Origin of the sequence: Demequina flava, assembly GCF_000975035.1 — a bacterium.
Taxonomy (GTDB): domain Bacteria; phylum Actinomycetota; class Actinomycetes; order Actinomycetales; family Demequinaceae; genus Demequina; species Demequina flava.
In genome coordinates this window covers 620,408-646,399 of the sequence record NZ_BBRA01000002.1, presented here as the reverse complement: position 1 = coordinate 646,399, position 25,992 = coordinate 620,408, and the positions used below count along the sequence as shown (strand labels likewise).

Genomic DNA, 25,992 nt, shown 5'->3' with positions numbered 1-25,992 from the left:
CGCCCCTTTGAGGAGAGACATCATGCCGCTTGCATTGCAGGCAAAGGGAATAACCAAAACCTACGGTGGCGTCAAGGCGTTGACCGAGGTTGACATCGACGTACGCGCTGGCGAAGTAATGTGTCTCGCTGGTGCCAACGGTTCAGGCAAGTCGACGTTGATCAAGATTATCTCCGGCGTAGAAACCGCGGACGCAGGTCACATCGAAATGGATGGTGTGGATGTAGGTCGGCCGTCCGTGACGGACTCTATTGATCTGGGCATTCAGGTCATCTACCAGGACATGTCTCTGTTCCCGAACCTCACGGTGGCGGAGAACATCGCAATGTCTGCACGAGTGAAGGCAAGAAGCAAGGTCGTCCGCGTACAAGCCGCTCGGTCTATAGCGGCGCGGGTAGTTGAGCGGTTAGGCCTCCAACTGAGCCTAGATGAAAAGGTCGAGAACATTTCGGTCGCGGACCGGCAACTCGTCGCGATCTGCCGGGCGCTCGCGCTCGACGTCAAGGTTTTGTTTATGGACGAGCCGACCACCGCTCTTACCTGGAGGGAGATCGACTCCCTCAGTCGCGTCGTTGAACAGCTCAAAGCAGACGGCGTTGCCATCGTCTTTGTGTCGCACAAGACCGAAGAGGTCTTCATGATGTCGGACCGGATAACGGTTCTACGAAATGGTGCGGTCGTCAAGAGCGGGGCTGCCGCTGAGTTTACTCCCGACACGCTGATTGAGTCGCTTCTTGGCTATCTGCCGTCAGAAGAGCGCCAACTTTCCGCGCTCCCCGTAGAAGACAAGGCGCCAGCGCTTGAAGTACACGAGATCGGCCGAAACGATCTCTTTGAAGGAGTCTCCTTCGAAGTCGGTGCCGGCGAGATTGTTGGACTGACAGGACTTCTCGGGTCAGGTCGTTCAGAGATCGCAGAATCGATCTTTGGCATCTTGCCGATCGATACCGGCGAGATCCGCGTAGCCGGCCAAGCCAAACCCATCGGGTCGGTCCAAGAGGGAATTGAAGCTGGTATCGGGTACGTGCCGGAAGACAGACTTACCCAAGGCGTGATTCTTGAGCAGAGCATTGAGTCAAATCTTATCGCTGCGTCACTCGACAAAGTGAGTGGGCGCGGAGGCTTCCTCGATAGTGGGCAGATGGCTCGCGCGTCGCAACACGCGGTTGAGAAGCTCGGCATCAAAACCGACAATCCCGCGAACCCAGTGAGTTCACTCTCGGGGGGAAACCAACAGAGAGTCGTACTCGGCAAATGGATGGAGACCGAGCCTAGCGTTCTCATACTGAACGGACCCACGGTTGGCGTGGACGCCGGATCCAAGGCCGTGATTCTAGACATTCTGCGACTCACCGCGGAACAGGGCACAGGCATCCTGATGATCTCCGACGATGTTCCGGAACTCGTCAGCGTGTGCCATCGAGTCTTGTTTGTGCGACGCGGCCGGATGGATGGCGCACTGGAGATGGACGAAGTGTCGCCCGAACGTATTCGCGAAAGGTTGGACCGATGAAGGCGTATACGCGCAGATCCCGCGGCGCACGATTGAGAGTGCACGAAATCTGGGACCGTTATAAGGGCGAAAATCACGAGACAGCGCTGTTGCTGCTGATTCTCGCCCTCCTGGGAGTCATGGCGATCGTCGAGCCCTCAGCGCTCACCATGACCTTTGTAGGAGATATCATCCGCTCCGGGATTGTGACTCTCGCTCTTGCGCTTGGGTTGCTCTTGGTGATTATTTCGGGCGGCATGGATGTGTCATTTCCCGCCATCGCAATTTTCAGTGGCTACGCGACAATAACCGTGATGAACTTCTTCGGCGTAGACGGGGCTCTATGGCCTTTCTTGTTGGCTTCGATAATGGGCATTGCACTCGGCTCACTGAACGCTTTGTTCGTTGCTCGCTATCGAATGGAGACGCTCATTGCCTCGCTGGGGACACAGGTCATCATCCGAGGTGTGCTCCTCGCGTTCATCGGAAGTGTGTACATATCTACGCTTCCGGCGCAGCTCGACGCGATCGGGGCCTCGTCCATCATGAGGCTTGGCAACAGCCCCGTGAACATTCTTGTCCTTCCCGTGATCGCACTTGCTTTTTTGGTCTCGTGGATGCTCCGGAAAACAATGTTTGGCCGCTCGATCTATGCGATTGGTGGTGATCGAGAGTCGGCTCGCCGTGTGGGCATTCGTGTGCCGAGCGTCCAGGTCCGGATCTACCTGATCGCCGGAGCACTCGCAGGGTTTGCCGGCATGGTGCACGTCGTTCTGTCCCGCCATGCGTCGCCCTTTGAGCTGGTGGGCACCGAACTCAATGTGATTGCAGCCGTAGTCATCGGTGGAGCGTTGGATTCTGGCGGACGTGGCTCTGTCAAGGGCACGGTGTATGGCGTACTGCTTATTTCACTTGTTCAGAACTCTCTAGTGCGGCTCGGAGTCTCGAGCTATTGGCACGTACTTGTAGTCGGTGTTGTGGTGCTTGTCGGTGTCGCGATTCAGGCACAGGCCTCGTCACGTGAAGCGAAAACTACTAGGATCCTAGAATCGACGGAGGCGTCGGCATGAGTATTGATACGGGACGGCAGGCCTCGCGGTCCGTCGAGCAGGCCACTCCGCCTTGGGCGCTTGCGGTCAAGCGCAATGGAAGCACTTTCGGGCTCCTCTCGCTCGCGTTAGTGCTTGCGATGGCTTTTTCCGCTATTAATCCTGACTCCTACGCAACTCTGCTGAATGTAGAGTCCATCGCATTTTCGATCCCAGAAGTGGGGCTGATGGCGCTGGCTATTTCGGTTGCAATGACGATAGCCGGAATTGATCTGTCCACCGTCGCGGTAGCGAACCTCACAGCAATATTCATTGCTTGGTATTCCCGTGTTGGGGTTGAGCAAGGTCAGGGGCAACTCACCGCAACCTTGATCGCAGTGGCAGGTGGGTTGCTGATCGGTGTGCTGTGCGGCCTTCTCAACGGGCTGGTTATTGCGAAACTTAAGGTGGCACCGATTCTGACGACTCTCGCGACAATGCAGATTTTCACGGGAGTCGCCGTCGCGATCACGCGCGGTGAGGCCGCGTATGGGGTGACAGACCCGCTCTCATCGTTCGGTTACAACTCGCTGCTCGGTGTACCCATCGTGTTCTGGCTGTTCGGGGTCGTCGTGGTTGCCGTGTGGCTGCTCATGACCAAGACCAAGTATGGCGTGAGCTCGACGATGATGGGTGCCTCAAGAACCGCGGCTGAGTACAGCGGTATCGCCTACACGTGGGTCGTGACAAGGACTTATGTTCTTGCGGGACTCATCTCGGCGGTCGCCGGCTTGGTTCTCGTCTCGCGCACGGCTTCCGCTTCAGCCGGTTATGGCTCTTCGTACTTGATGCTCGCAATCACGATTGCCGTACTCGGTGGGGCGAATCCGTTTGGCGGGCGAGTTGCGGTTGTCGGCGCTGCGCTCGCCGCAATCGTCCTCCAGCTCATCGCCTCGGGTCTCAACATGATGGGCGTGAGCACGTATATCTATCAAATTGTTCAAGGTCTGATTTTGGTCGGCGTATTCGTCGTGGCATTCGAAAGAAAACGAGTCTCGGAAGCGATAAGCAGGAGACGCCGGCGGGCCAATGCCCAGACAAGTCAGACGAATCAGCAGAAGGAGCACCAAAAGTGAGGGTCGATAAAGCGAGTGAGCGCGATGAGGCGCAACGTTTCATCCGGTCGGAAGCGGAAGCGGTCGCATATGTAGCGGATCAGGTGGATGACGATTTCTTCGCTCTGGTTGATCAGATCATGGCGACGTCTGGCAAAGTGATTGTGTCTGGTGCCGGAACCTCGGGAACGATTGCACGGCGGCTCGCGCACCTTCTCAACGTTTCCGGCACGCCTGCGTTTTATCAAAACCCTTCAGATGCGTTGCACGGTAGTCTCGCAGTTGCCAACGAAAACGACCTCCTCATCGCACTTTCGAAAGGAGGTGACTCAACTGAACTAGTCGAGTTCGTGTCGAGGGTTAAGGATCGTGGGACATTCACAGTCGCGTTGACCGGGCAGCTTACGAGCCCGTTGGCACGTGGCTGTGACTTGGTGGTCCGGGTCAGCAGCGATGCGGCGGACCTGGGGGGAATCATCGCCATGGGTAGCACGTTGGCGACAGCTGCCTGGGGCGACGCTCTCGCCGTTGTATTGATGTCTCGTCGTGGCTATACCTGGGACCGCGTGTTGCACAGCCACCCAGGTGGGGCTGTCGGTAAGGGAGCAGAAGAACTCTTGGAGGTCGTGACTGGCCGCGAGGATGGCGCACACTAGGGCGCCTTCGGGACCCAAGTATTTGACGGGCTTAGGTCGAGGGCACAATGGAGCTATGCACGGTGAATACAAGGTTCCTGGCGGCAAGCTTGTCGTCGCAGATGTCGAGGTGTCTGCGGACGCGCTGTCGCAGGTGGTGATCTCGGGCGACTTCTTCTTGGAGCCGTCGGAGGCGCTCCTCGACATTCGCCTCGCGCTGACCGGGATGCCTGCGCAGTCCTCTGTCGCCACGCTCGCGGCTGTGGTCGAGCGCGCCGCGGGACCCGATGCTCAGTTCGTCGGCTTCTCGCCGGAAGCGGTTGCGATCGCCGTGCGCCGCGCCCTGGGCCATGCGACCGGTTGGCACGACCACACGTTCGAGATCCTTCACGACGAGCCGCGCGAGCCACACATGCAGATGGCGCTCGACGATGTCATCACCCGCGAGGTCGCCGAAGGCCGTCGTGGTCCCACGCTGCGGATCTGGGAGTGGGCCTCGTCGGCCGTCGTGATTGGGTCCTTCCAGTCGCTGCGCAACGAGGTCGACCCCGAGGGCGCCGCCAAGCATGACATCACCGTCACGCGTCGCGTTTCCGGTGGTGGCGCGATGTTTATTCAGCCTGGTAACACCATCACCTACTCGCTGTCCGTGCCGGTTTCGCTGGTCGAGGGACTGTCGTTTGAGCAGTCCTACGCCTTCCTCGACGACTGGGTGCTTGGCGCACTCGCGGACGTTGGTATTCAGGCGCGGTACATCCCGCTGAACGACATCGCATCAGACGCTGGCAAGATCGCGGGCGCTGCGCAGAAGCGGTACTCGTCCGGTGCAGTCCTCCACCACGTGACGATGGCGTACAACATTGACGCTGACGCGATGCTCGAGACTCTCCGGATCGGCCGCGAGAAGATGTCCGACAAGGGCACCAAGAGCGCCAACAAACGCGTTGATCCGCTGCGGTCGCAGACCGGCATGGCCCGCGAGGACGTGATCGATGCGTTCCTTGGCCACTTTGCCGGGCGCTACGCGACGACTGCGGGTTCGGTGAGCCCTGATGAGCTCAATGCTGCGGCGGAACTCGTCGAGACCAAGTTCTCGAAGCCGGAGTGGATCGGCCTGGTGCCATAACTCCACTTCCCCTGGCGCCCTATCTCGCCTGCCGTACATACTCGGCGGGGTTTGTGGGTTGGCGGGTCCGTGGCCGTCAGTTTTCGGTGGTTCCTGCGTGAGTCGTGGTGGCCGGGGTTAGCCGCGTCCGACTTTGTCGAGGTAGGCGTTGATGTCGTCGTCTGGGACGGCGTGGTTGTCGATGCCGTCTGCGTCCGGGTCGGTCAATGTTGGGACTGCACCGGTGGGTGCCTTCTGGCCGGATGCGCAGTTGCCGCCCAAGTCACAGTCGACAAGGCGTGGTGTCGGCGAGTACAAGTGAATAGAGCGTTGCTCGCTCGTCGTGGTTGCCGTGCCCGGCGCATCGATCCACGTGCTGCCGCCGTTGAGGCTGTAGGCACCTTCCCATGTCGTGGTGAGGTTCCAGCCGATGCGTCGCTCACCCGGCGTGAACGTAATTGGCAGATCATCGCTCTCGTAGCCGCCTGCCGGGGTGGTGTGGACGTATTTGTCGCCGTCGGTGGAAGACCAGTGCCATGTAGTTGGAGTGGCTCGCAGTGTGACCGTGGTGCCCGTGAGCGTCACGGTCGCAGTTTGCGCTTCGGCATTAGGAACGGCGTAGAACCCCTGGTGAGTGGTCGCCCATCCGTTGTCGGGCTGCAACACATAGCCCTCGGGCGCGATCGTCATGGACTGCCAGGCCTCAATCGCCAACGCATGAATCGGATCAGTCGTGCATGTGTAATAGCTGACACGTCGCCAGCCACCGTAGAGATCTGAGCCATCGAGTGGGTCCGAACGCCACAGAGGATCCTGAATCTCCTCGCCGTCACCACATTCGATGCGCGCCGTGACCTGACCTTCCGCACCACATGCAGGAATCGACCCAAAGAACTCGACGCTCACCGCATGCGGATCCTCACCCGCCATGGCCCAGTCCGTGCACATCGGCGCACGCTGCCAACGAGTCGGGGTACTCGCTGCGGAGACGTTGCTAGCTCCTGCACGATCTGCCGGTTCATCCCCTGGAGTGACGAGATCCAGGCGGACATCAGTGTCCCTTGTGACGCCAGTGAACTCGTGGTCGCTAGTGTCGGTCGTTCCAGTGCCCGCCGCGACAGCAATTGCTACCGCAATGGCATGGATAAAGGCTGTTGCCGTCATTCGCCCGCCTGATCCGAACCAACGGCCTCTACCTTCCAATGCTCGTCGAAATTCACGATGATGGTTGCACGGCCCTCCGAGCCAGCGACCTCGCGGATAACGGTTCCGTCCGCAGCGGTCTCCACAAGGTCGGAGGTGGCGAAGTCGTACTCAAGTCCGAATGTGCCGTCTACCTGTTGGCCTCCGTAGCCCTGGTCACTGACGATCTCTAGATCGCCTCCGGCTATCGTGACGCCGTCTTCACGGAGCCGGGTGTGCGCGGTCGCAACCGACTGGCAAAAGTCACAGGTGTCGGCGGACAGTGCTTTGAAAAGGAGTGGGTTCTGCTGAGAGAGTCCTTGATAGTTGTCAAGGAAATAGGATGCGAAGGCATCGGCACCTGGAAAGTCCTCGGTGAGGGCCGCCTCGGGTAGTTGCGCCCGTACTTCTTCGACCGACAGTTCGGTCGGGCTTGGCGACGGCGAGGGTGAAGTACTAGGTGACGCGCTGGGCGAGGCAGAAGGCAAAGCCTCCCCAGCATCGGCCGTGGGGCTCACGGAAGGCGCCGCGGAACCGCCGCCGGTGCACGCCGTCGCGCCCACCAGGATGCCCAGCGCCGCCAGCGCACCACGGACGCGCTTAAACAAGTGAAGAGTCTGCGTTGCCCCCATGCCACGTGACCCTAGCCGCCCCGCAAGCGCCCGCGCCAGAGCAATGCGACCGCCTGTGGAAAACTAGACGGCAACCCCGATCAGCGAGCCAATCCCGTAAGTAATCGCCATTGCGAGAGTTCCTCCCACGATGTTGCGCAGTACGGCCCGGCCACGCGGTGAGTGAGCCCAGCGCGCCGACACGAACCCGGTGATGGCCAAAGCGACAATCACGGCCGCGTAAGTGGCCGGTACCTGAGCCGATGCCGGCACCAGCAGGATCGTGAGCAGCGGCAGCAGCCCGCCCAGGGTGAACGCCCCTAGCGACGCATAGGCCGCGTGCCACGGGCTGGTGACCTCGTCGGGGTCGATCCCGAGGTGCATGCGAGCGTGGATCGCGACGGGGTCGTGCGCCGTCTGCTCCTGCGCCGCCACCCGTGCGGTCGCCTCACTCATGCCGGTCTCCATGTTGAGCTCGACCAGCTGCTCGAGCTCGTAGTCCGGCCGCACCTGGTGCCAGCGCTTCTCGCGGCGGAGTTGCGACTTCTCGGCGTCGGACTGCGAGGAGACGGAGACGTACTCGCCCACGCCCATCGACAGCGCACCCGCCGTGAGGCCCGCCACACCGGCGGCCAGAATTGCGCCGTGATTATTGGGCGTAGCCGCTGCGACACCGATGACGAGGCCGGCGACAGAAACGATGCCGTCGTTCGCCCCGAGCACGCCCGCGCGCAGGGCGTTCAGGCGTCGCGAGACGGATTCTTCGTCAATGTGGTGTGGGTCGATCGTGCTCATAGCCGTCAGAGTAGAACGACCCATGGCCCGCCCGCTAGGAAGGCAAGCCTGTCTTAACTGGCCCTGAAATCCCTGGTAGATATGCCGAAAGCAGAAGTTCGGCCGTCCGTAAATTCGACGTGAATAGGGCCGATGCCAGGGTCGCCTTCCGCGACGCCCACCACCTGGCAACGTGGTCGAGTCGCTACTGGGGGCCTACCGCGATGATCTCGAAGACGGGCGCTCCCGCCTCGTCCGAGTCCTCCAGGTGCACGACCGCGACCATCGCCCAGTCGTGGCCACCATCCCGGTCGTCGAAGACCTGCCGCACCACCCACGTGCCATCGGGCAGTGCCGCATCCGGAGTCGCGGCGAGGGCCGCTTGCGCCAAGCCGTCGGAGTGGTCGCCGCCGGGCTCCACGAACGTGATCAGTCGAGCGGACCGGGCGTCGGGACCAATCTGAATGGCGTCGTCGCCTTGCTCCTCGAACAGGGGATCCAGAGCTTCACGCCACGCATCGGCGGTCCATCCGGCCGATCCATCGAGCGCACCCAGCGCCGAATAGTCCTCGCGCGCAGCCAGTTCCACGCGCTGGAACATCGCGTTGCGCACCAAGCGGCGCAGCATCCGCGGATTGCCGCTCATGGGGCGTGCTTGTGCAACCGGCGGGGGAGCGAGGGCATCCGCCGCCAGGTCGCCACCGTCGGCTGCCGCTGCGAGGGCGGCCTCCGGGTTCTGCAGCATCTCCCACTCGTCCAGCAGTGATGAGTCGGTGGCCCGGACCATCTCGCCCAGCCATTCTGTGATGGCCACAACGTCCTCGGTCCGGTGATCTTCCGGCACGGTCTGGCGCATCGCCCGGTAGGACTCGGCGAGGTAGCGCAGCACGATGCCCTCGGTGCGCTCCAGGCCATAGGTGGACACAAGGTCTCCGAAGGACATCGCCTTGGTGAGCATGTCCCGCACGACCGCCTTGGGCGACAGCTCCGCATCCAGGATCCATGGATTGGACTGTCGGTACGCGATGAACGCGGGCTCCAGCAGTTCCTCGAGCGGCTTAGGCCAGGTGATCTCCTCGAGCAGCTCCATGCGCTCCTCGTATTCAATCCCGTCGGCCTTCATCGCCGCGACGGCCTCGCCCCGGGCTGCGTGCTGCTGCGCGACAAGAATCTGGCGAGGATCGGACAGCGTCGCCTCGATCACAGACACCACATCCTGCGCGTGGTCGGGGGACTCTACGTTGAGCAGGTCCATCGCGGCGAGGGCGAAGGGCGACAGCGGCTGGTTCAGAGCGAAGTTGCGGGGGACATCGACAGTGAGACGCACCGAGGGTCGCTCGCTGCGCGGGTGCGTCGCGTCCGGGACCCGAACGGCCTCCACCACGCCCGCAACGCGCAGCGACCTGTAGATCCGCAGTGCCTGACGCACGTGGGCAGACTTCTGGGCGTCCGTTTCGTGGAGCGCATCGAGCAGTGCGACCATCGCCTGCACGGGATCTTGTGCAGGCCGGTCCAGCGCCGGATTCTCGATTCCTCGCGCCAACACGTTCAGGACCATGGCGTGCGTGACGGCAAACCGGCTGGTGAGCGGCTCGGGAGGTGCGTCGCGCAACCGCTCAAATGTGGCATCGGTCCAATTCACTGAACCCTGGGGCGCGCTCTTGCGCACAATCTTCTTGCGCTTCTTGGGATCGTCACCGGCTTTGGCCAGGGCCTTGCGGTTCTCGATGACGTGCTCGGGCGCCATTACGATTACGTCGCCCTCGGTGTCGAAGCCGGCGCGGCCAGCGCGACCGGCGATCTGGTGAAACTCGCGGGCGCTCAAGTGGCGCATCCGCTCGCCGTCGTACTTCACGAGCGACGTCATGAGCACGGTGCGGATCGGCACGTTGATGCCGACGCCGAGAGTGTCCGTGCCGCACACGACCTTGAGCAGTCCGCGCTGCGTCAGGCGCTCAACGATGCGCCGGTACTTGGGCAGCATTCCCGCGTGGTGGACGCCAATTCCGGCCCGCAGGAACTTGCTCAGCGTCTTGCCAAAGCCGGTGCCAAAGCGGGTGCCGTCCAGAGCATCGGCGATTGCTTTGCGCTCTTCCTTGGACGCGACGTTCATGCTGAGTAGCGATTGCGCGCGGTCCACCGCATCCTTCTGCGTGAAGTGCACGATGTACACGGGCGCCTTGCCCGTCTCGATCAGCCGCTCCACGACCTCCGGTAGCGGCTCCACGCTGTAGTCGAAGCTCAGCGGGACCGGGCGTTCAAGCGTCGTCACCTCCGCGACCGACCGTGATGTTCGCTCCTCGAGGTCTTCCACCAGCCACTCGGTGTCGCCCAGCGTCGCGCTCATCAGCACAAACTGCGCGCCCGGCAACTCGATGAGCGGCACCTGCCACGCCCATCCACGCTGGGGGTCGGCGTAAAAGTGGAACTCGTCCATCACGACGAGCGAGGCATCCGTGGCGGAGCCGTCGCGCAGGGCAAGATTGGCCAGGATCTCCGCCGTGCAGCAGATGATGGGCGCGTCCGGGTTGACCGCAGAGTCGCCCGTCATCATGCCGACGTTCTCCGTGCCGTACAGCGCGATGAGGTCAAAGAACTTCTCGCTGACCAGGGCCTTTAGCGGTGCGGTGTAGTACGTGCGGCCGCCGGTGCCTGCCTGGTGCGCCGCGAGCGCCGCGAAGTGAGCTCCAGCTGCTACCAGGGACTTTCCTGAGCCGGTCGGCGTCGCGAGGATCACGTGCGAGCCGGAGACGATCTCCATGAGCGCCTCATCCTGGTGCGGATACAGCGGCAGGGACTGCTCGATCGACCACTGCGAGAACGCCTCGTACAGCGCGTCGGGGTCGGGTGCGGTGCCCTGCTCGGCGGCGGGCAAGTAGGGCAGGAGGGAGCGGCTCACGTCAGTCATCGCTGTCCATTCTTGCGTGCGGGGCCGATGCTGGGGTCCAGACCGACGCAAAGTGACGGCCAGGAGGGGCGCGGCGGCGAAATCCCGCCGAGTATGTACGGCCAGGGGAGAACGGGGACAGCCGGGGGTGGCGGGACCTAGTCTCGGTCGCCCATTACTGCTGTTCCGACGCGCACCATGGTGGCGCCCTCCGCGATCGCCCACTCCAGGTCGTTCGACATTCCCATCGACAACTGCCACGCGCCGGACAGGTCGATCTTGCCGCGCTCTGAGGAGATCAAAGCCTCATCGCGAATAGCCCGCAACTTCGCATATCCCGCGCGCACATCCGCCTCAACGGAGGAGTTGAGCCCAATGGTCATGAACCCCACGACCTCGAGAGCGGGCAGCGCATGGACAGCCGCCGCGAGCGACAGCGCCTCCTCCGGCGCAACCCCGGCCTTCGAATCCTCGCCGGACACGTTCACCTGAATCATGACCTGCAAGTCCCTCTGAGCCTCGACGCACAGGCGCGACAACCGCTCGGCCAACTTCAAAGAGTCGACCGTCTGCACGCACGACGCGTACTCCACGGCAATGCCCGCCTTATTGCGCTGGAGCTGCCCAATGACGTGCACCACGGCCCCCGCCTTGCGCAGAGCGTCACCCTTGTGTGCCAGCTCCTGCATGCGGCTCTCGCCCACAAGCCTGGCGCCGGCGCGTACGGCGCCAACCGCGGCATCGACCTCCCACGCCTTGGTGGCGACGAGGATCTGGGTGCCTGCGCCGGAGCGGCCGCACGAGGATTCGGCGACGTGAACGCGTGCCTTGACCTCCGCAAGCTCGGCGGCGTAGTCACGATCTGCGGGTGCGGGATTGAGGTTCATGAGTCCTTCCCAATCGGGGCGGTCGAGGCGTCCGTGAGGCGCACCAGGTCCGCCGGGGCAAGTGAAATGTCGAGGCCGCGCCGGCCGCCCGAGACGTAAATACGGTCGTGGTCGAACGCGGAGGAGTCCAGGAGCGCGGGCAACTGCTTGCGCCCACCGAGCGGCGAAATCCCGCCTACGACGTATCCGGTGATGCGCTCGGCATCCGCGGCGTCGGTCATGTGGGCCTTCTTGGCGCCGGCGGCCCGAGCCACGGCCTTCAGATCCAATGACCCGGTGACGGGCACCATCGCCAACGTGACCACGCCATCGGCCTCCACACACAAGGTCTTGAAGACCAGCTCGGGCTCGACGCCCAACGACGCGGCCGCCTCGAGCCCGTAGGACAAGTCAGATGCGGGGTCGTGCTCGTAGGGGTGCACCCCGTGAGGCACACCCTCGCGTTCCAAGAGCTGAATGGCCGGCGTGCCGGTCGTCGTCGCGGCGTGAGGCTTGCGGGACATAGCCCCAGTGTGCCCTATCGTGGCGGCGTGACCTCCTCAGACCTGACCCATGTCGACATGTGGACCGACGGCGCCTGCAAGGGCAATCCCGGGATCGGCGGCTGGGGCACGCTCATGCGCGCCGAGGGCCGTGAGAAGGAACTTTTTGGCGGCGAGAAAGACACTACGAACAACCGCATGGAGCTCACCGCGGTCATCGAAGGCCTGAGCGCGCTCAAGCGCGAATGCGACATCACCCTGCACGTTGACTCCCAGTACGTCATGAATGGCGTGACGAAGTGGATCAAGGGATGGAAGCGCAATGGCTGGAAGACCGGCGACAAGAAGCCCGTCAAGAACAAGGACCTGTGGATGGCGCTGGACGAGCAGGTCGCGCGTCATCAGATCAAGTGGGTCTGGGTGAAGGGTCACGCCGGAGATCCGGGCAACGAGGCGGCCGACGCGCTCGCGAACAAGGGCGTAGACCAGGTCCGCGGCTCCTAACTGCGAGCCGTAGCCTGGTGCGATGACCGCCGCGCCGCTACCCGCCACCATCGCGGCGCCCGTCGAACACCGGCTCGAGATCAAGAAGTCAGTCTTCTTCACACGTATCACTCCCGTGGATTCCGTGGAGCGGGCCGATGCCGTGGTTGCCTCAATCCGCAAACAAGACTGGGATGCCCGTCACCATTGCACCGCGCTTGTCGTTGGGGTCAATGCCGACCGTCAGCGCTCGAGCGATGACGGTGAGCCCGGAGGGACTGCGGGCGTGCCCATGCTCGAGGTGCTCCGCCACCGCCACGTGACCGATGTCGTGGCCGTCGTGAGCCGCTGGTTTGGCGGCGTGAAACTGGGAGCCGGGGGACTGGTGCGGGCCTACGGCTCGGCGGTGTCCGCTGCGCTCGACGAAGCGCAATGGGTTGACCGCGTCCCGCTCACCGCCCTCACGATCGACCTGCCTCACGCCGATGCCGGGCGAGTGCTGGCGTCCCTCCACACCTGGGCCGATGCCCACGGCGCAGTCCTGGACGACCCCGTCTACGGGGCCGTGGCAAGGCTTGCGATGCGGGTCGCGCCCGAGCAAGTTGATGCTGCCCGCGCCGAGGTGGCTGCGATCACTGCCGGGTCCGCTCAGGCGGTCATTGGCGACACTGGGATCGTCGATAGAGTGCGCGCATGACCCACAAATCCAGCACCACGGTGATGCCGTTGCTGGTGATCCTCGGACTGATCTGCCAGGAGGTGGGCGCCGCCGTCGCGGTGAACCTCATTCCGACCGTGGGGCCGTGGGGTGTGGTCGCGATGCGGCTGGTCTTCTCGGCGATTGTGCTGCTGCCGTTGGCCATCGTGTCCATCCGTCGCGGCGGAGCCATCTCGTGGAAGCACGTGGTGCTGTTTGGTCTGTCGCTGGCCGCGATGAACGTGTTCTTCTATCTCGCGCTCGAGCGCATCCCACTAGGTCCCGCTGTCACGATCGAGGTGATGGGCCCGCTGGTGCTCAGTGTCGTGGCGAGCCGCAGTTGGAAGGGCCTGATGTGGGCCCTCCTTGCGGCAACCGGTGTTGCGCTGTTGGGTGGCTCGGGACTGCTCCCGGGCTCGGACACCAGCCTTGATCCCCTCGGCATGCTCTACGCCGTGGGCGCTGCCGTCATGTGGGCCGCGTACATCTTGACCGCCCGGGCGGCGGGTGCCGCCATGCCGGGCGTCGTGGGCCTGGCGCTCGCGATGGTGGTCGGCTCCGTCGTGACCTTGCCCGTCGCCGGAGCGATCGCGGGCGCCGCGCTGCTGTCTCCCGAGGCGCTGGCGCTGGGTTTCGCGGTCGCCGTGCTGTCCTCGGCGATTCCCTACGGGATTGAACTGACGGCGCTCCGCCGCATGAAGGCTGAGACCTTCGCGATCCTGCTCGCGCTCGCGCCCGCCATCGCCGCGCTCGCCGGGCTCATTCTGCTCGACCAACAACTTACGTGGGCCATTTCCGCGGGAATCGCTCTTGTGACCGTTGCGGGCGTTGGTGCAGTGGCCTCGGCAGGACGCCGGGCGGTCCCAGCGGCCGAGGAGGTCTCCGCCGATGTCGGATTCGAGACGTAGGTCAACGCTCACACCGGGGACGTGGTCGGGGCTATCCGAGCACCGCGTCACAGATCTCGATGAGCTGTGCGCGTAGCGGCTCGGCTCGCTGCGCAAATTCCCGCTGGAGCAGCGCATACTCGCGCTTGCCTTCCGGAGTCTCCACTGCGATCGCGTCCAGCCCGTAGGAGGACACGTCGTAGGGCGAGGCCTGCATGTCGACGCGGCGCACGTCGCGTGCTAGTTCAAAGCAGTCGAGCAGCACCTCCCCGGGAACCGCGGGACCCAACTTCATGGACCACTTGAACAAATCCATCGTGGCGTGGAGGCAGCCAGGCTGGTCCATCGCGGGCTGCGTCTCGCGCGTGAGGGCGTGCTCGTTGAGCGGCACGGCCTGCGGAGTGAAGAACCGGAACGCGTCGAAGTGGGTACACACAAGGTCGTGTGACTCGACCACGGCGTCTGTTCCGTCGCGTCCCAGGCGCAGCGGCAGCCCGTGCCGCCTATCGGTCTCGTCCGCCTGGTAGACCATCGCCCACTCGTGCATACCGAAACATCCCAGCACTGGCCGGCGTCCCGCGGTCGCGGCTAGGAGTCGGCGAATGTAGGCGACCGTGTCGCCGCGATCTGCCGCAAACGCAGCCACGTCGAGGCGGGTGACCCCGTTGTCATCGGTGGCGAACCAGCGGTACCCAGCGTGAGCATCGGCCCGCTCCAAGCCCACTCCGAGGCCCGGGTGCCAACGGCGAATGTGGCGCGGCTTAGTGCTGTAGTAGTCGAAGAGGAAGTCCTCGACCGCGTGGCGTTTGCCGCTTGGGGAGCGCTCGCGCTGGCCGGCGGTCAGGGCGTTCGCCCGCTCCGCGTGGGCCGATGCTTGGGTTTCCCAGTCAGCGCGCGTCAGCACCGTTGTGGGTGCCGAGGGCGTGGAGGTGGGAAGAGCGGTCATCCCGCCATTGTCTCAGCGGTCGCGAGCGTCGAGAAATGACGGCCTGGAGGCGCGGGATGCCGAAATCCCGCCGTGTATGTACGGCCAGGGGAGAAGTGGGGCTCAAGTCCAGCGGGTGGCGGCTGCTGTGGAGGCCTTCGTGAGTCCGCGCTCCAGGGGGCCGGCGCCCAACTGCCAGCGCCACAGCGAGCACCCCACGAGCAGTCCCAGCCACAGCGCCATAAGGCCCTCATTAGTGGGCTCCCACACCATCTCGGTGCCCACGATCGCGATCACGATGATGTGCGCGACGTAGGCGGTCAGGGCCATGGTTCCGACCGACATGATGGGCCACAGGGCTCCGCGAAGGATGCGGCCCACGGCGCCATGGCCCGGGTAGACCAGCATCAGGCAGACGGCGATCACACCGAGCGCGACTCCTGTGTTGGCGAGCATCTCGATGGGCGAGTAGCTGTGCGGCTCGGTCGTGAGCCACGGTCCGTCGACGTCCCATCCTTGCGACGCTCCCAAGCGCACCAGGCGGAATGCGATCACCACGGACGCGACCGCGACGGCGAGCAGCGCCCACACCATTCGGAAGGAAGACATGCGGAGGCGCCCCACGATGAGCCCCGCGCAGATGTAGCCCATCCACGCGATGGCTGGGTAGTGCTCGGCCCACAGCAGGTCAACAATCGGGATGTCCGGCAGAGTTTCGAGGAGTTCGCGCGATGCCCAGCCGCCCGCAGCGATCGCGATTCCGCCAACCGTTCCCAGCACCCACATGGGCGCGCGCAACAGCGGCAGCGCCAGGACAAACATCACGCCCAGATTGGCGAGGATCACGACCACAGGGGTGTCCAGTGCGGCGAGAACGTAGCCCAGCGGGATGAGGAGGGCGGCCCGGGTGGCGATGCGGATCCGGGTGGAGCGCAGGCGCTCGCGGCCAACCTGTTCGACGGGGATGGTGCCGCGGGCCGTCAGCATGAACGTCATCGACACTCCCGCGAGCACGGCGAACAGCGCAGACGGGAAGCCGTGCGAAACCACGAGCCACGGCCACGCGCCTTCGGGACCGGTGCGCTGGCCATCGTTGCCCACGTGCGCCGCGACCATGCCGAGCACCGCGAGGCCGCGTGCAAGGTCAAGCGCAGCAATGCGGGGGGCCGATGTTCGGGTCACCCCAGCATCGGCCCCAAAGTGGCGACCGGCAGAGTTGGCGACAAATGGTTGTTCGGTCACGGCGCTGCGCACTCGCCGAGCATCAGGACGCCCCACCGGTAGTGGTTGCCCAGGCACTCGAAGGCGACGGCGCCCAGGGACTCGTCTCCGAGCCACGCGTGGGCATCGGGGTTGAAGAGGAGTTCCTCGTTCTGTGCGCGCACGGCGGCGGTGACCTGGCTGTGCGACTCGGTGAGAGCCGCGCGCAGGGTGGCGTAGTCATCGTGCTTGCGACGGTCGACGAGCGCCGCGTTCAGTTCCGCCAACTGATCCCACTCGTAACCGGAGGCGGGGAACGCTGGCGTGGTTTTGCGGGCGTCGGCGGCCAGCCACCCGAGGAACAACTCATGCCAGCCCACCAAGTGAGCGAAGATGTCGGCGACTCGAGTCCCGGAAAAGTCGTCGGCGACGGCGTGGTCGGGGCGGGCATCGGCCTCGTGCAGCAGTTCGGCGAGCGCGGCATCCGCGTCCGCGATGAGTGCTGCCGCGCTACTGCGCACGGCGGTATCCGGCACCGGTGTCGCGGGGGTCTGTGCCGAGTCAGGGTCCGATGGGCTCATGATCGCCAGCGTAGGACGGCGGGGGAGCGGTCACAAGACAGGTACGCCATGCGCGGAAGCGCCGCGGCGGGGTGAGCGACTACGCTGGACGGCATGCGCATCGCCCGATTCACCACAGGTGACGAACCCCAGTACGCCATCGTCGACGGAGCACCCGGTGAGGAGGAACTGATTGTTCTCACCGGCGACCCCATGTACACGCCCGGAAACGTCACCGGCGAGCGAATCAAGCTCACCGACAACGTGCGTTTGCTCGCTCCGGTCATCCCTCGCTCCAAGGCAGTCTGCTTGGGCAAGAACTATGAGGCGCACGCCAAGGAGATTCCTGCCCGCGGGCCGGCCTCCGAGGTCCCGATCCTGTTCCTCAAGCCCAACACGTCCGTCGTGGGCCCAGATGACCCGATCGTCCTGCCCTCGTACAGCCAGGACGTCCAGCTCGAGGCCGAACTCGCCGTGGTCATTGGCCGCATGTGCAAGGACGTGACGCCAGAGAACGCTGAGCAATACATCTACGGATACACCTGCGCCAACGACGTCACCGCACGCGACCTGCAGCGACAGGAAGACCAGTGGTTCCGCGCCAAGGCTTTCGACACCTCGTTGCCTATTGGTCCGTGGATCGAGACCGAGCTGGATGCCGACGCTCTCGGGATCTCCTCGCGCATCAACGGAGAGGCGACCCAGGTCGGCAACACCAGCGACATGATTCGCGGCGTCGCCGAGGCTATTTCGCTCGCCTCAGAGGTCACCACCTTGCTGCCCGGTGACCTGGTCCTCACCGGCACGCCAGCGGGCGTGACCGCGCTCAACCACGGCGACATCGTCGAGGTCGAGATTGAGGGTCTTGGAACCCTGCGCAACCCCGTCATCCGCCGTTCGTAACACCCCCACACGGAGAACATCACAGTGACCGCTGAGACCCTCGCACCCGCCGACGTGCGCGTGCGCTTTTGCCCTTCGCCCACCGGAACCCCGCACGTCGGACTGATCCGCACCGCGCTGTTCAACTGGGCCTACGCCCGCCACACTGGCGGAAAGCTCGTGTTCCGCATCGAGGACACGGACGCCGAGCGTGACTCGGAAGAGTCCTACCTGCAGCTGCTTGATGCGCTGCAGTGGATGGGCATCGACTACGACGAAGGCCCCGAGGTTGGCGGCCCCTACGGTCCATACCGCCAGAGCGAGCGTCACGAACTCCACATGGACGTTGCCGCGAAGCTGATTGAGGGCGGCTACGCCTACGAGTCCTTCTCGACGCCCCAGGAGGTCGAAGAGCGTCACAAGGCCGCCGGCCGCGACCCCAAGCTCGGCTACGACGGCTTTGACCGCGATCTCACCGAGGATCAGAAGGCGGCGTTCCGCGCAGAGGGCCGCCAGCCCGTGATCCGCGTGCGTATGCCCGACGAGGACATCACGTTCACGGACCTGATCCGAGGCGACGTGACGTTCCCCGCCGGCTCCATCCCCGACTTCGTGATCGTGCGCGGCAACGGTGCACCGCTGTACACGCTGGTCAACCCCGTTGACGACGCGCTGATGAAGATCACGCACGTGCTGCGCGGTGAAGACCTGCTGTCCTCGACTCCGCGCCAGATCGCGCTGTACCGCGCCATGGTGGAGCTCGGCATCGCAGACCGCGTGCCCGAGTTCGGCCACATGCCCATGGTCAACGGCGACGGCAACAAGAAGCTCTCTAAGCGTGCGCCTGAGTCCAACCTCTTCCTGCACCGCGACCGCGGATTCATTCGCGAAGGCCTCCTGAACTATCTGGCCCTGCTGGGCTGGAGCATCGGCCCGGATCGCGATGTTTTCACGCCGGACGAGCTTGTCGAGGCGTTCGACATCCGCGACGTCACGCCCACGTCCGCGCGATTCGACCTCAAGAAGGCCGAGTCGATCAACGGCGACCACATCCGCATGCTCCCCGTGGGCGAGTTCGTGGCGCGCATGGTCCCGTATCTCCACGCAGGCGGCTTTGTGTCGAGTGCGGACACCCGTGAGCTGGAGCCCGCCGAGGAGCAGATCCTTGCCGAGGCAGCGCCGCTGGTGCAGACCCGCATGCAGCTGCTGGGCGATGCGCCGGACATGCTCGGCTTCTTCTTCGTCGACGACGCCGCGATTGCCTACGACGAGAAGGCCCTCGCCAAGCTTCCCGAGAACGCCGCAGAGATCCTCGACGCCGCGATCGCCGTGCTTGAGGGTCTTGAGGACTTCGGTCCAGAGCCGCAGCAGGAGGCGCTGAAGGCCGTCCTCGTTGAGGAGATGGGCATCAAGCCGCGCTTCGCTTTCGGCCCCCTGCGTGTCGGAATCACCGGTCGTCAGGTGTCGCCGCCGCTGTTCGAGTCCATGGAGATTCTCGGCAAGGAGCACTCGCTTGAGCGCCTGCGCCGGCTGCGCGCCACGCTGTAGGCACGCGACTGGCTCGCGTGAGCGATGACGACGCCTGACTTAGGTGTGTGGGCTAAGCCCACGCTCACAGGCGACCGTGTCACGCTGCGCCCGTACGCCTCGCGGGGCGCACAGGCGGAGCGTGACGTCGACGCCGTGTGGGAGATGGCCCATGACGCCGAGGGCAACGACCTCACGGCCACGACCGCGACGTTTGAGCGTGCGCAGATCGACGCGTGGGTGCGCTCGCGGGCCGTGGCTCCTGAGCGTCTCGACCTCGTGGTCGTCGACAACGCGACCGGTGAGGTGGCAGGCGAAGTTGTTCTCAACGAACCGGTGACGGACGATGCCGGGGTCGCCGTGGCTGCGAACTACCGCATCGCGCTTCGCGGGCCTGCCTGGTACGGCAGGGGGTTGGGGACGGAAGCCGGCCAGCTGGTCGTCGATCACGCCTTCGCGACAATGGGCTTGCAGCGACTCACGCTCGAGGTCCTTGCCCGCAATCCGCGTGCCCGGCGCTCCTACGAGCGTCTTGGGTTTGTCGAGACGTCGCAGTACAGCGAGGACGGCGAGGACTGGATCGTGATGGCGGCGCGCCGCCCGGCCACTCGCGCCTGACACGTAGGAAAGCCCGTGACCCATCGGCTGGGACACGGGCTTTCCTACGTGTTTGCTAGAGCAGGTGACTCGTTGGCTTAGTGATCGTGGTCGTCGTGATCCTCGTTGTCGTGATCGTGCGCATCGTCGTGAGCCTCGTCTTCATCGTGGTCACCGTCTTCGGCGTGCTCGCCGTGGTCGTGGTCTTCTTCGACAGCTTCTTCCTCGTGAGCGTGAGCGTCCTCCATGGAACCGCCAGTCGCTACGAGCGCCGTCGGAGCAGCGTCAAGTCCAACCGTGGACAGGAGCGCCCACTCGTCGCCGTCGACAAGTTCAAGAGTGGAAGCATTGGGGTCGGAGATCACAATGGTCTCGTCGAGAACTGCAATGGCGGGGCGGACGCCGCCGTGGCCCTCAGGTAGTTCAAACTCGCCGATGGCACTGATGTGAGCGAGTTCCTCACCGGACTCGTCGAGAACTGCCAGCATGCCGTCGGTCGTGAGAACAAGAACCTCGTCGTGAGCGCCGCGCGCAACGGTACCAATGGTTCCTTCAACATCAACGAAGGTGAACGACTCGTGCGCAGTGTCGAGCAGGACGATGGTGTCCTCGTCCCACGGGGCTGCGAGGACGTCCTCGGTGCCGTAGAACGTCCCGATGCGTCCCTCGGCTGCATCAGCGGGGTAGGTAATGAAGCCGCTGGATTTATCGGAGGTGTTGACCGTTGCGACCCCGGTGGTGCAGCCGAAGTAGACAACTTCGTCAACCATCGTCTCGCCGTGAAGGCCGGGGCAGATGTCCTCGTACAGAGCAACGGACTCGCCAGCGGAATCGGTCTGGCGCACGGAAGCGGGTAGTGACTCGCCTTCTGCGGCTTCGGTGAGAACGAGGCCACCCTCGAGCGGCACGGCTACGCCGTGATGCGGAAAGTCCGCGGACTGCTGGCTCACGGCCATGGTGCCAGTGGCGACCGATGCCTCGTCGATGATGTCCACTGCTCCGGAGTCGTCGTAGAAGACGGCGACCTGGCCCGCGTGGCCCACGACGTGTACGGGGTTAGCGCCGGTGAGTGCGTCGTCAAGGAGCGCGGGCTCGGTCACGTAGTAGTGGTAGTGCTCACCGTGGGGCTCGGCGTATGCGCCGGCATCCACGATCTGAACTGTCCCGGCTTCCGAGTTCGCGAGGTAGACGTAGCGACCGTCCGCTCCCGCGTTGGCGCGGAAGTGGCCGTCGACTGCAACTTCACCGACGGGTTCAAGGGTGTCTCCGGCCAGTTCGAGGACGGAGACACCGCCTTCGTGGGCAACGGTCAGGCGCGACACGGGCGCGTCGACTTCTGTCGCGGTGGCCTCGGAGTGCTCCATCTCGTCGTGGGAGGCAGAAGGTGAAGTCGAGGCTCCGGCCGAAGCCCCGTCGGTGGTGTCGGCGTCGGAGGATGCACAACCGGCGAGGCCCAGGGTCAGAACGGCCAATGCGGCTGTCGGAATGATAATCGTTTTCATGCTCACGAAGAGTAGTGTTCGCGGCCTCATTCAGTCAACTCGTTGAGCGATCGTCGCTGTCGCCGTGTCGGGGTCTACCATGGCCGGGTGCAAAAAGTGGTGGCATGGAGAGTCTTGGACCCAACGTTCGGCGCGACGCCAGCTGTCGGAGTGGCCAATGATTGAGGCCATCTTGCTGGACATTGACGACACCCTCGTCGACACACGCGGCGCCTTCCGGCACGCACTGCTGCGAGTAGCGGACGAGTATCTCGACGCCGGTGCGGACCCGGAAGAGGTGCTAGCTCACTGGCGCGATGATCGCGGCGGCTGGTACCGGGCCCATACGCGCGGTGAGATGACCCATCGCGAACAACGCATGCGCCGCGCCAACGACCTCCACGCGACTTTCGGCGGCCCAGCCTTGGATCACGAGGCCTACGACATCTGGGACGAGGGGTTTGAGCGCCACTTCCGCGAAGGATGGCGTGCCTTTGATGACTCCGCCGCACTCCTGGACGCTCTCGATGAGCGGGGCATCCCTTACGGCGCGGTCTCCAACGCCGACAGTGCGTACCAAGTGCTGAAGCTTGCCGCGTGCGGGATCCAGCGCGTGCCCATGTTGGTGGGAGTCGACACGTTTGGTGTCGGCAAGCCCGACGAACGCGTCTTTCACGAAGGATGCAGGCTCCTCACCGTTGACAGCCCCACTACCGCCTACATCGGGGACGAGCCTGACCTCGACGCGGGCGGGGCCCAGCGCGCAGGATTGCATGGCGTGTGGCTCGATCGCCCGGGCACCCGCCGCGCAGGACACGGGGAGGCTCCGGCGGGAACGTCACGCATCGAAGGTCTTCTCGAGGTGCTCGACCTCCTGTCCTAGCGGCCATCCATATCCGGGGTCCGCCTCGCCCGCCGCTCGCACCGGGATTAATCTGGACTGTGAGGGTGCAGGGCCGCACCCTGCGGAGGCGCTGATGGAGCACGAGTATGTCGATGTGACACCTCCGCGCCCGTCTCGGCGCGAACGCAAGCGCATCCGCGCGGCTAGCCATGACGAGACAGCCGCCGCTGACCATCACACCTTTGACGATTCCAACGCCTCAATTAAGCATCGCGGTCCGCGCGTGGGCGATCCCGTCCGGCTTCTCTTCGCGTTCGGGTGCGGCGCGCTGATCGCGGCCGCAGTGATCTGGCTCTACCCCGGAGCAGCCGGTGGTGCCGATGAATCCACGGCCATGCCCACACCGAACCTCGGCGCAACTGAGGACGCCACGCTGACGGATGCGCAGGTCGCGACTGCGGAGGTTTACGCAGAGTGGGAGGCCAGAGTGGACGCCGTCGCCTGTTCCGCCGCCCAGGGGTACCCCTACGAGCCGCGGATCGTCACGCATCGCCATCACGTGGGAGTGGTCGCCGACTATCTGGGCATTCACGCGGAACCAGTCGACAGTTCAAGGCCCGTTCCCGAGCTCCGCGATCCCGACCTCTATCTCAACACCTACGGCACCGTCGACGAGACCGTGCCCGGAACCGCGGACTGCCCGGTCAGCCATCACCCCATCGACGAAACCGCCACCGAGCAGATCGACTCCCTCATAGCATCGGCCCGTCACGACCAAGACTTCCTCGCGGTCGTGGCCGAGCAGGCGTGGGTTGCACAGCACCCCGCCGAGGTCACCCACGGGTTCGCGCTCCTGCGTCCCGACGGAGAGGAGCCCGCGCGCGAGGATCGCGATGCGCAGGAGTACTGGGGCGCCGCGCACGAGGTCGTTGAGGCGGCGCTTGCGGAGGAGATGGTGTGGGTGCCCACCGTGCGAGCCCGGGCCGATGCATTTGGGCAGACCACGGCGGTCCTCGCCGACGGCTCCGCGGTGGTGCTGCGGGTGGGGCGGGACGATGCCCAACTCGGAATTGGGTCCTACCTCACCCGTGTGGACTTCATCCGCTGCGCCGACATCACGGTCAGCGCGGGGGTGCGCCGGCCGTGGGGCTCGGCGAGCGATCTGAGCGACGTGCTGGGTGCATTGGCGACGTCCTGCAACGCGTTGATCAGTGCAGGTTTCGTTGAGGCTGAAACACTCGCAGAGGTCTATTGGGACTAGTGAGCAGGGCCGATGCTGGGGGCGCCTTCGAGGACCCGGCGCCGATTTTGTTGAAGGGCCTAGGTCGCGGTACAGTTGTGCGCCGGTCGGGGGAACAGCCCGGCCACACTGGCCTATGGTGTAATTGGCAGCACGACGGTTTCTGGTTCCGTTAGTCTTGGTTCGAGTCCAGGTAGGCCAGCCAGGTTGAAGGTCCGCTACGGCGGGCCTTTTTCTTTTTGTCACCGCAGCCATGTGTGCACGTGCGCCCGCCGAGCAGTTCATGCTTCTACCCGGCGGGCGTCGCGAACTACGCGATGGTGAGGTGCACCGTGGCGCCGTCCCAGTCCGCCGCTACCGTGTCTCCTTCACGCACCTTGCCGTCCACGATGGCGCGCGCCAGCACATTCAGCACGCGCGTCTGGATCAAGCGCTTGAGCGGACGTGCGCCAAAGGCCGGGTCGAACCCGTCACGTGCAAGCGACTCGCGTAGAGCCTCGCTCACGGACAGATCGATCTCCTTCTGCGTGCGCAGCCGTGCCGTCGTGGAGGCAATTTCCGTCTCGACGATCCCCTCCATCGCCACGGGGTCAATCCGGTCAAAGATGACCACGTCATCCAAGCGGTTGAGGAACTCGGGGCGGAATGCCTGCTTGAGAACGCCGTGAAGGTCGCTCTCGAGGGCCCCGCGGTCGATGCCGTCCCACGCCAACACGACGTCACTGCCCAGGTTGGACGTCATGATGAGGATCGTGTTCGTGAAGTCCACGGTGCGACCACGGCCATCGGTGAGGCGACCGTCGTCGAGTACCTGCAGCAGCACATTCCACACGTCCGGGTGGGCCTTCTCCACCTCGTCGAATAGGACGATGCTGTACGGGCGTCGGCGCACTGCCTCCGTCAACTGACCGCCCTGCTCGTAGCCGACGTAGCCCGGGGGAGAGCCAATCAGACGCGCCACGGCGTGCTGCTCCATGTACTCCGACATGTCGATGCGAACCATCGCACGCTCGTCGTCGAAGAGTTGCTCGGCGAGAGCGCGGGCCAGCTCCGTCTTGCCGACACCCGTGGGACCGAGGAACAAGAACGAGCCGATGGGGCGGTGTTCGTCTGCGATGCCGGCGCGAGCACGCCGGATCGCGTCGGACACGCTCTCGATCGCGCGGTTCTGGCCCACAACGCGCTCGTGGAGGCGCTCCTCGAGGTGGCCAAGCTTGGCGGACTCGTCGGTCAGGAGCTTCTCGACAGGAACGCCGGTCCACCGTGCCACGACGGCCGCGATGTCCTCACCGGTGACCTCCTCACGCAGCATGCGCTCGTCGGAATCGATGGCATCCAACTCAGCCCGAGCATCGGCCATTTCTCGCTCTGCGTCCGGGATGTCGCCGTAGCGGATGCGTCCGGCCTTTTCGAGTTCGCCGAGCCGCTCGGCGCGCTCAAGGTCGCCGCGCAGGCTCTCCAGGCGCTCCGTGGCACCCGAGAGTCGGATAATCAGATCCTTCTCGCGGGCCCAGCGCATGTTGAGAGCCTCGGAGTCCTGCTTGAGCCGAGTGATCTCGGCGTCGATCTCGTCGCGACGAGCGCGCGCCGCCTTGTCCTTCGCAACCTGGGTGCGTTCGATCTCGAGTTGCATGATGCGGCGACGCGCACGGTCCAACTCGATGGGCATCGAGTCGAGTTGCATCTTGAGTGCACTGGTCGCCTCATCGATCAGGTCGACGGCCTTATCCGGCAGGAAGCGATCTGAGATGTACCGGTCGCTCAGACGCGCCGAGGACACGATCGCCTCATCGGTGATCTTCACACCGTGGTGCACCTCGTACTTTTCCTGAAGCCCGCGGAGGATTGCGACGGTGTCCTCGATGCTCGGTTCGCCCACGTAGACGGGCTGGAAGCGGCGTTCGAGTGCGCTGTCGGTTTCGATGTGCTCGCGGTACTCGCTCAGGGTTGTGGCGCCGATCATGCGGAGCTTGCCGCGCGCGAGCATGGGCTTCAAGATGTTGCCCGCGTCCACGGAGCCATCCGCCTTTCCGGCGCCCACGATGGTGTGGAGCTCGTCGACGAAGAGGATGATGCGGCCCTCCGCCTGCTCGACCTCCGCCAGGATTGCCTTGAGGCGCTCCTCGAACTGACCGCGGAAGGCCGCGCCGGCCACGACGGAGCTCATCGCGATTTCGATGACGCGCCGGTCCTTGAGGGAGGAGGGGACGTCGCCCGCGACGATGCGCTGGGCCAGGCCCTCCACGATCGCGGTCTTGCCCACGCCGGGTTCGCCGATCAGGACGGCGTTGTTCTTGGTGCGGCGCGTCAGCACCTGCATGACGCGGCGGATTTCCTCATCGCGGCCAATGACCGGGTCGAGGTTGCCCGCCTCAGCTAGCGCGGTGAAGTCTTGCCCGAACTGCTCGAGCGCGGACTGCTGCTCCTGGGTGTCAGGAGTCTGCGGGGTGGCAGTCATGTGAACCTCCTGG

24 protein-coding genes and 1 tRNA gene are annotated in these 25,992 nt (G+C 64.5%); 14 read left to right on the top strand and 11 right to left on the bottom strand.

The features are described 5' to 3' along the window. The first annotated feature begins 22 nt into the window (after window positions 1-22). From AOP74_RS11640 to lplAB, 5 genes are read left to right on the top strand one after another with little or no spacing between them, the layout of a single operon-like run. Window positions 23-1,513, top strand: coding sequence for a sugar ABC transporter ATP-binding protein (locus tag AOP74_RS11640; protein WP_061962518.1), 1,491 nt, complete (start codon window positions 23-25; stop codon window positions 1,511-1,513). Continuing rightward, complete coding sequence (locus tag AOP74_RS11635) at window positions 1,510-2,562, top strand: ABC transporter permease (RefSeq protein ID WP_082096310.1); 1,053 nt, start codon at window positions 1,510-1,512, stop codon at window positions 2,560-2,562. The genes AOP74_RS11640 and AOP74_RS11635 overlap by 4 nt, the downstream gene beginning before the upstream one ends. Next, on the top strand, window positions 2,559-3,656 hold the full coding sequence (locus AOP74_RS11630; RefSeq protein WP_061962516.1) for an ABC transporter permease: 1,098 nt from the start codon (window positions 2,559-2,561) through the stop codon (window positions 3,654-3,656). The genes AOP74_RS11635 and AOP74_RS11630 overlap by 4 nt, the downstream gene beginning before the upstream one ends. Next, complete coding sequence (locus AOP74_RS11625) at window positions 3,653-4,291, top strand: SIS domain-containing protein (RefSeq protein ID WP_061962515.1); 639 nt, start codon at window positions 3,653-3,655, stop codon at window positions 4,289-4,291. The genes AOP74_RS11630 and AOP74_RS11625 overlap by 4 nt, the downstream gene beginning before the upstream one ends. Window positions 4,292-4,346: 55 nt before the next feature. Then, window positions 4,347-5,396 (top strand): lipoate-protein ligase LplAB, encoded by a 1,050-nt coding sequence (lplAB, locus tag AOP74_RS11620; protein ID WP_061962514.1) that lies wholly within the window; start codon window positions 4,347-4,349, stop codon window positions 5,394-5,396. A 117-nt stretch (window positions 5,397-5,513) separates the two neighbouring features. Here lplAB and AOP74_RS11615 read toward each other — a convergent pair whose 3' ends face one another. The 6 genes from AOP74_RS11615 to ybaK form a co-directional block, all read right to left on the bottom strand. Then, window positions 5,514-6,539, bottom strand: a complete 1,026-nt coding sequence (locus AOP74_RS11615; protein ID WP_061962513.1) for a hypothetical protein — start codon at window positions 6,537-6,539, stop codon at window positions 5,514-5,516. Then, complete coding sequence (locus AOP74_RS12400; RefSeq protein ID WP_174435647.1) at window positions 6,536-7,165, bottom strand: hypothetical protein; 630 nt, start codon at window positions 7,163-7,165, stop codon at window positions 6,536-6,538. The genes AOP74_RS11615 and AOP74_RS12400 overlap by 4 nt, the downstream gene beginning before the upstream one ends. An 87-nt stretch (window positions 7,166-7,252) precedes the next feature. Further along, a complete protein-coding gene (locus AOP74_RS11605; RefSeq protein WP_152649282.1) occupies window positions 7,253-7,963 on the bottom strand; it encodes a VIT1/CCC1 transporter family protein in 711 nt (236 codons plus the stop codon). A 184-nt stretch (window positions 7,964-8,147) separates the two neighbouring features. Further along, a complete protein-coding gene (locus tag AOP74_RS11600) occupies window positions 8,148-10,850 on the bottom strand; it encodes a DEAD/DEAH box helicase (protein WP_061962510.1) in 2,703 nt (900 codons plus the stop codon). Window positions 10,851-10,987: 137 nt separating this feature from the next. After that, complete coding sequence (locus tag AOP74_RS11595) at window positions 10,988-11,716, bottom strand: YggS family pyridoxal phosphate-dependent enzyme (RefSeq protein ID WP_061962509.1); 729 nt, start codon at window positions 11,714-11,716, stop codon at window positions 10,988-10,990. Then, entirely contained in the window at window positions 11,713-12,219 is a 507-nt protein-coding gene (ybaK, locus tag AOP74_RS11590; protein WP_061962508.1) for a Cys-tRNA(Pro) deacylase, read from the bottom strand. The genes AOP74_RS11595 and ybaK overlap by 4 nt, the downstream gene beginning before the upstream one ends. A gap of 57 nt (window positions 12,220-12,276) precedes the next feature. Between ybaK and rnhA the strand changes: the two genes are divergently transcribed. From rnhA to AOP74_RS11575, 3 genes are read left to right on the top strand one after another with little or no spacing between them, the layout of a single operon-like run. Next, window positions 12,277-12,702 carry a ribonuclease HI gene (gene rnhA, locus AOP74_RS11585; RefSeq protein ID WP_061962624.1) on the top strand — a complete coding sequence of 142 codons (426 nt, stop codon included), beginning with the start codon at window positions 12,277-12,279 and terminating at the stop codon, window positions 12,700-12,702. 22 nt (window positions 12,703-12,724) lie between these two features. Further along, window positions 12,725-13,378 carry an IMPACT family protein gene (locus AOP74_RS11580; RefSeq protein WP_061962507.1) on the top strand — a complete coding sequence of 218 codons (654 nt, stop codon included), beginning with the start codon at window positions 12,725-12,727 and terminating at the stop codon, window positions 13,376-13,378. Next, entirely contained in the window at window positions 13,375-14,286 is a 912-nt protein-coding gene (locus AOP74_RS11575) for an EamA family transporter (protein WP_061962506.1), read from the top strand. The genes AOP74_RS11580 and AOP74_RS11575 overlap by 4 nt, the downstream gene beginning before the upstream one ends. A 31-nt stretch (window positions 14,287-14,317) precedes the next feature. Here the strand turns inward: AOP74_RS11575 and AOP74_RS11570 are convergent, their stop codons facing one another. The 3 genes from AOP74_RS11570 to AOP74_RS11560 all read right to left on the bottom strand — a co-directional run bounded on the left by AOP74_RS11570 (window position 14,318) and on the right by AOP74_RS11560 (window position 16,971). Continuing rightward, window positions 14,318-15,211, bottom strand: coding sequence for a hypothetical protein (locus tag AOP74_RS11570; protein ID WP_061962505.1), 894 nt, complete (start codon window positions 15,209-15,211; stop codon window positions 14,318-14,320). A gap of 102 nt (window positions 15,212-15,313) precedes the next feature. Further along, entirely contained in the window at window positions 15,314-16,432 is a 1,119-nt protein-coding gene (locus AOP74_RS11565; protein ID WP_152649281.1) for a heparan-alpha-glucosaminide N-acetyltransferase domain-containing protein, read from the bottom strand. Next, window positions 16,429-16,971 carry a ClbS/DfsB family four-helix bundle protein gene (locus tag AOP74_RS11560; RefSeq protein WP_061962503.1) on the bottom strand — a complete coding sequence of 181 codons (543 nt, stop codon included), beginning with the start codon at window positions 16,969-16,971 and terminating at the stop codon, window positions 16,429-16,431. Before AOP74_RS11560 ends, AOP74_RS11565 begins: the two co-directional genes overlap by 4 nt. Window positions 16,972-17,064: 93 nt before the next feature. On the opposite strand from AOP74_RS11560, the gene AOP74_RS11555 reads away from it, so the two are divergent. From AOP74_RS11555 to AOP74_RS11545, 3 genes are read left to right on the top strand one after another with little or no spacing between them, the layout of a single operon-like run. Then, window positions 17,065-17,853 carry a fumarylacetoacetate hydrolase family protein gene (locus AOP74_RS11555; RefSeq protein ID WP_061962502.1) on the top strand — a complete coding sequence of 263 codons (789 nt, stop codon included), beginning with the start codon at window positions 17,065-17,067 and terminating at the stop codon, window positions 17,851-17,853. 24 nt (window positions 17,854-17,877) lie between these two features. Beyond that, window positions 17,878-19,380, top strand: coding sequence for a glutamate--tRNA ligase (gene gltX, locus AOP74_RS11550; protein WP_061962501.1), 1,503 nt, complete (start codon window positions 17,878-17,880; stop codon window positions 19,378-19,380). A 24-nt stretch (window positions 19,381-19,404) separates the two neighbouring features. Beyond that, window positions 19,405-19,977 (top strand): GNAT family N-acetyltransferase, encoded by a 573-nt coding sequence (locus AOP74_RS11545; RefSeq protein WP_061962500.1) that lies wholly within the window; start codon window positions 19,405-19,407, stop codon window positions 19,975-19,977. 77 nt (window positions 19,978-20,054) lie between these two features. Here the strand turns inward: AOP74_RS11545 and AOP74_RS11540 are convergent, their stop codons facing one another. Beyond that, window positions 20,055-21,458 carry a hypothetical protein gene (locus tag AOP74_RS11540; RefSeq protein WP_061962499.1) on the bottom strand — a complete coding sequence of 468 codons (1,404 nt, stop codon included), beginning with the start codon at window positions 21,456-21,458 and terminating at the stop codon, window positions 20,055-20,057. Between the two features lie 157 nt (window positions 21,459-21,615). Between AOP74_RS11540 and AOP74_RS11535 the strand changes: the two genes are divergently transcribed. From AOP74_RS11535 to AOP74_RS11525, 3 genes are all read left to right on the top strand, one after another. Beyond that, window positions 21,616-22,320 (top strand): HAD family hydrolase, encoded by a 705-nt coding sequence (locus AOP74_RS11535; protein ID WP_061962498.1) that lies wholly within the window; start codon window positions 21,616-21,618, stop codon window positions 22,318-22,320. A gap of 94 nt (window positions 22,321-22,414) precedes the next feature. Then, window positions 22,415-23,542, top strand: coding sequence for a hypothetical protein (locus AOP74_RS11530; RefSeq protein WP_061962497.1), 1,128 nt, complete (start codon window positions 22,415-22,417; stop codon window positions 23,540-23,542). Between the two features lie 109 nt (window positions 23,543-23,651). Continuing rightward, window positions 23,652-23,726 (top strand) — tRNA-Gln (locus AOP74_RS11525). Between the two features lie 105 nt (window positions 23,727-23,831). Here AOP74_RS11525 and AOP74_RS11520 read toward each other — a convergent pair. Then, complete coding sequence (locus AOP74_RS11520) at window positions 23,832-25,979, bottom strand: ATP-dependent Clp protease ATP-binding subunit (RefSeq protein WP_061962496.1); 2,148 nt, start codon at window positions 25,977-25,979, stop codon at window positions 23,832-23,834. Between the last annotated feature and the right edge of the window lie 13 nt (window positions 25,980-25,992).

Coding starts and splice junctions, on each gene's coding strand:
- AOP74_RS11520 (WP_061962496.1), bottom strand. CDS start 25,979: ATGACTGCCACCCCGCAGACTCCTGACACCCAGGAGCAGCAGTCCGCG.
- AOP74_RS11530 (WP_061962497.1), top strand. CDS start 22,415: ATGGAGCACGAGTATGTCGATGTGACACCTCCGCGCCCGTCTCGGCGC.
- AOP74_RS11575 (WP_061962506.1), top strand. CDS start 13,375: ATGACCCACAAATCCAGCACCACGGTGATGCCGTTGCTGGTGATCCTC.
- AOP74_RS11615 (WP_061962513.1), bottom strand. CDS start 6,539: ATGACGGCAACAGCCTTTATCCATGCCATTGCGGTAGCAATTGCTGTC.
- AOP74_RS11605 (WP_152649282.1), bottom strand. CDS start 7,963: ATGAGCACGATCGACCCACACCACATTGACGAAGAATCCGTCTCGCGA.
- AOP74_RS11635 (WP_082096310.1), top strand. CDS start 1,510: ATGAAGGCGTATACGCGCAGATCCCGCGGCGCACGATTGAGAGTGCAC.
- AOP74_RS11570 (WP_061962505.1), bottom strand. CDS start 15,211: ATGACCGCTCTTCCCACCTCCACGCCCTCGGCACCCACAACGGTGCTG.
- AOP74_RS11555 (WP_061962502.1), top strand. CDS start 17,065: ATGCGCATCGCCCGATTCACCACAGGTGACGAACCCCAGTACGCCATC.
- AOP74_RS11545 (WP_061962500.1), top strand. CDS start 19,405: ATGACGACGCCTGACTTAGGTGTGTGGGCTAAGCCCACGCTCACAGGC.
- ybaK (WP_061962508.1), bottom strand. CDS start 12,219: ATGTCCCGCAAGCCTCACGCCGCGACGACGACCGGCACGCCGGCCATT.
- lplAB (WP_061962514.1), top strand. CDS start 4,347: ATGCACGGTGAATACAAGGTTCCTGGCGGCAAGCTTGTCGTCGCAGAT.
- AOP74_RS11640 (WP_061962518.1), top strand. CDS start 23: ATGCCGCTTGCATTGCAGGCAAAGGGAATAACCAAAACCTACGGTGGC.
- AOP74_RS11595 (WP_061962509.1), bottom strand. CDS start 11,716: ATGAACCTCAATCCCGCACCCGCAGATCGTGACTACGCCGCCGAGCTT.
- AOP74_RS11630 (WP_061962516.1), top strand. CDS start 2,559: ATGAGTATTGATACGGGACGGCAGGCCTCGCGGTCCGTCGAGCAGGCC.
- AOP74_RS11580 (WP_061962507.1), top strand. CDS start 12,725: ATGACCGCCGCGCCGCTACCCGCCACCATCGCGGCGCCCGTCGAACAC.
- rnhA (WP_061962624.1), top strand. CDS start 12,277: ATGTGGACCGACGGCGCCTGCAAGGGCAATCCCGGGATCGGCGGCTGG.
- AOP74_RS11540 (WP_061962499.1), bottom strand. CDS start 21,458: ATGAAAACGATTATCATTCCGACAGCCGCATTGGCCGTTCTGACCCTG.
- AOP74_RS11535 (WP_061962498.1), top strand. CDS start 21,616: ATGATTGAGGCCATCTTGCTGGACATTGACGACACCCTCGTCGACACA.
- AOP74_RS11600 (WP_061962510.1), bottom strand. CDS start 10,850: ATGACTGACGTGAGCCGCTCCCTCCTGCCCTACTTGCCCGCCGCCGAG.
- AOP74_RS11560 (WP_061962503.1), bottom strand. CDS start 16,971: ATGAGCCCATCGGACCCTGACTCGGCACAGACCCCCGCGACACCGGTG.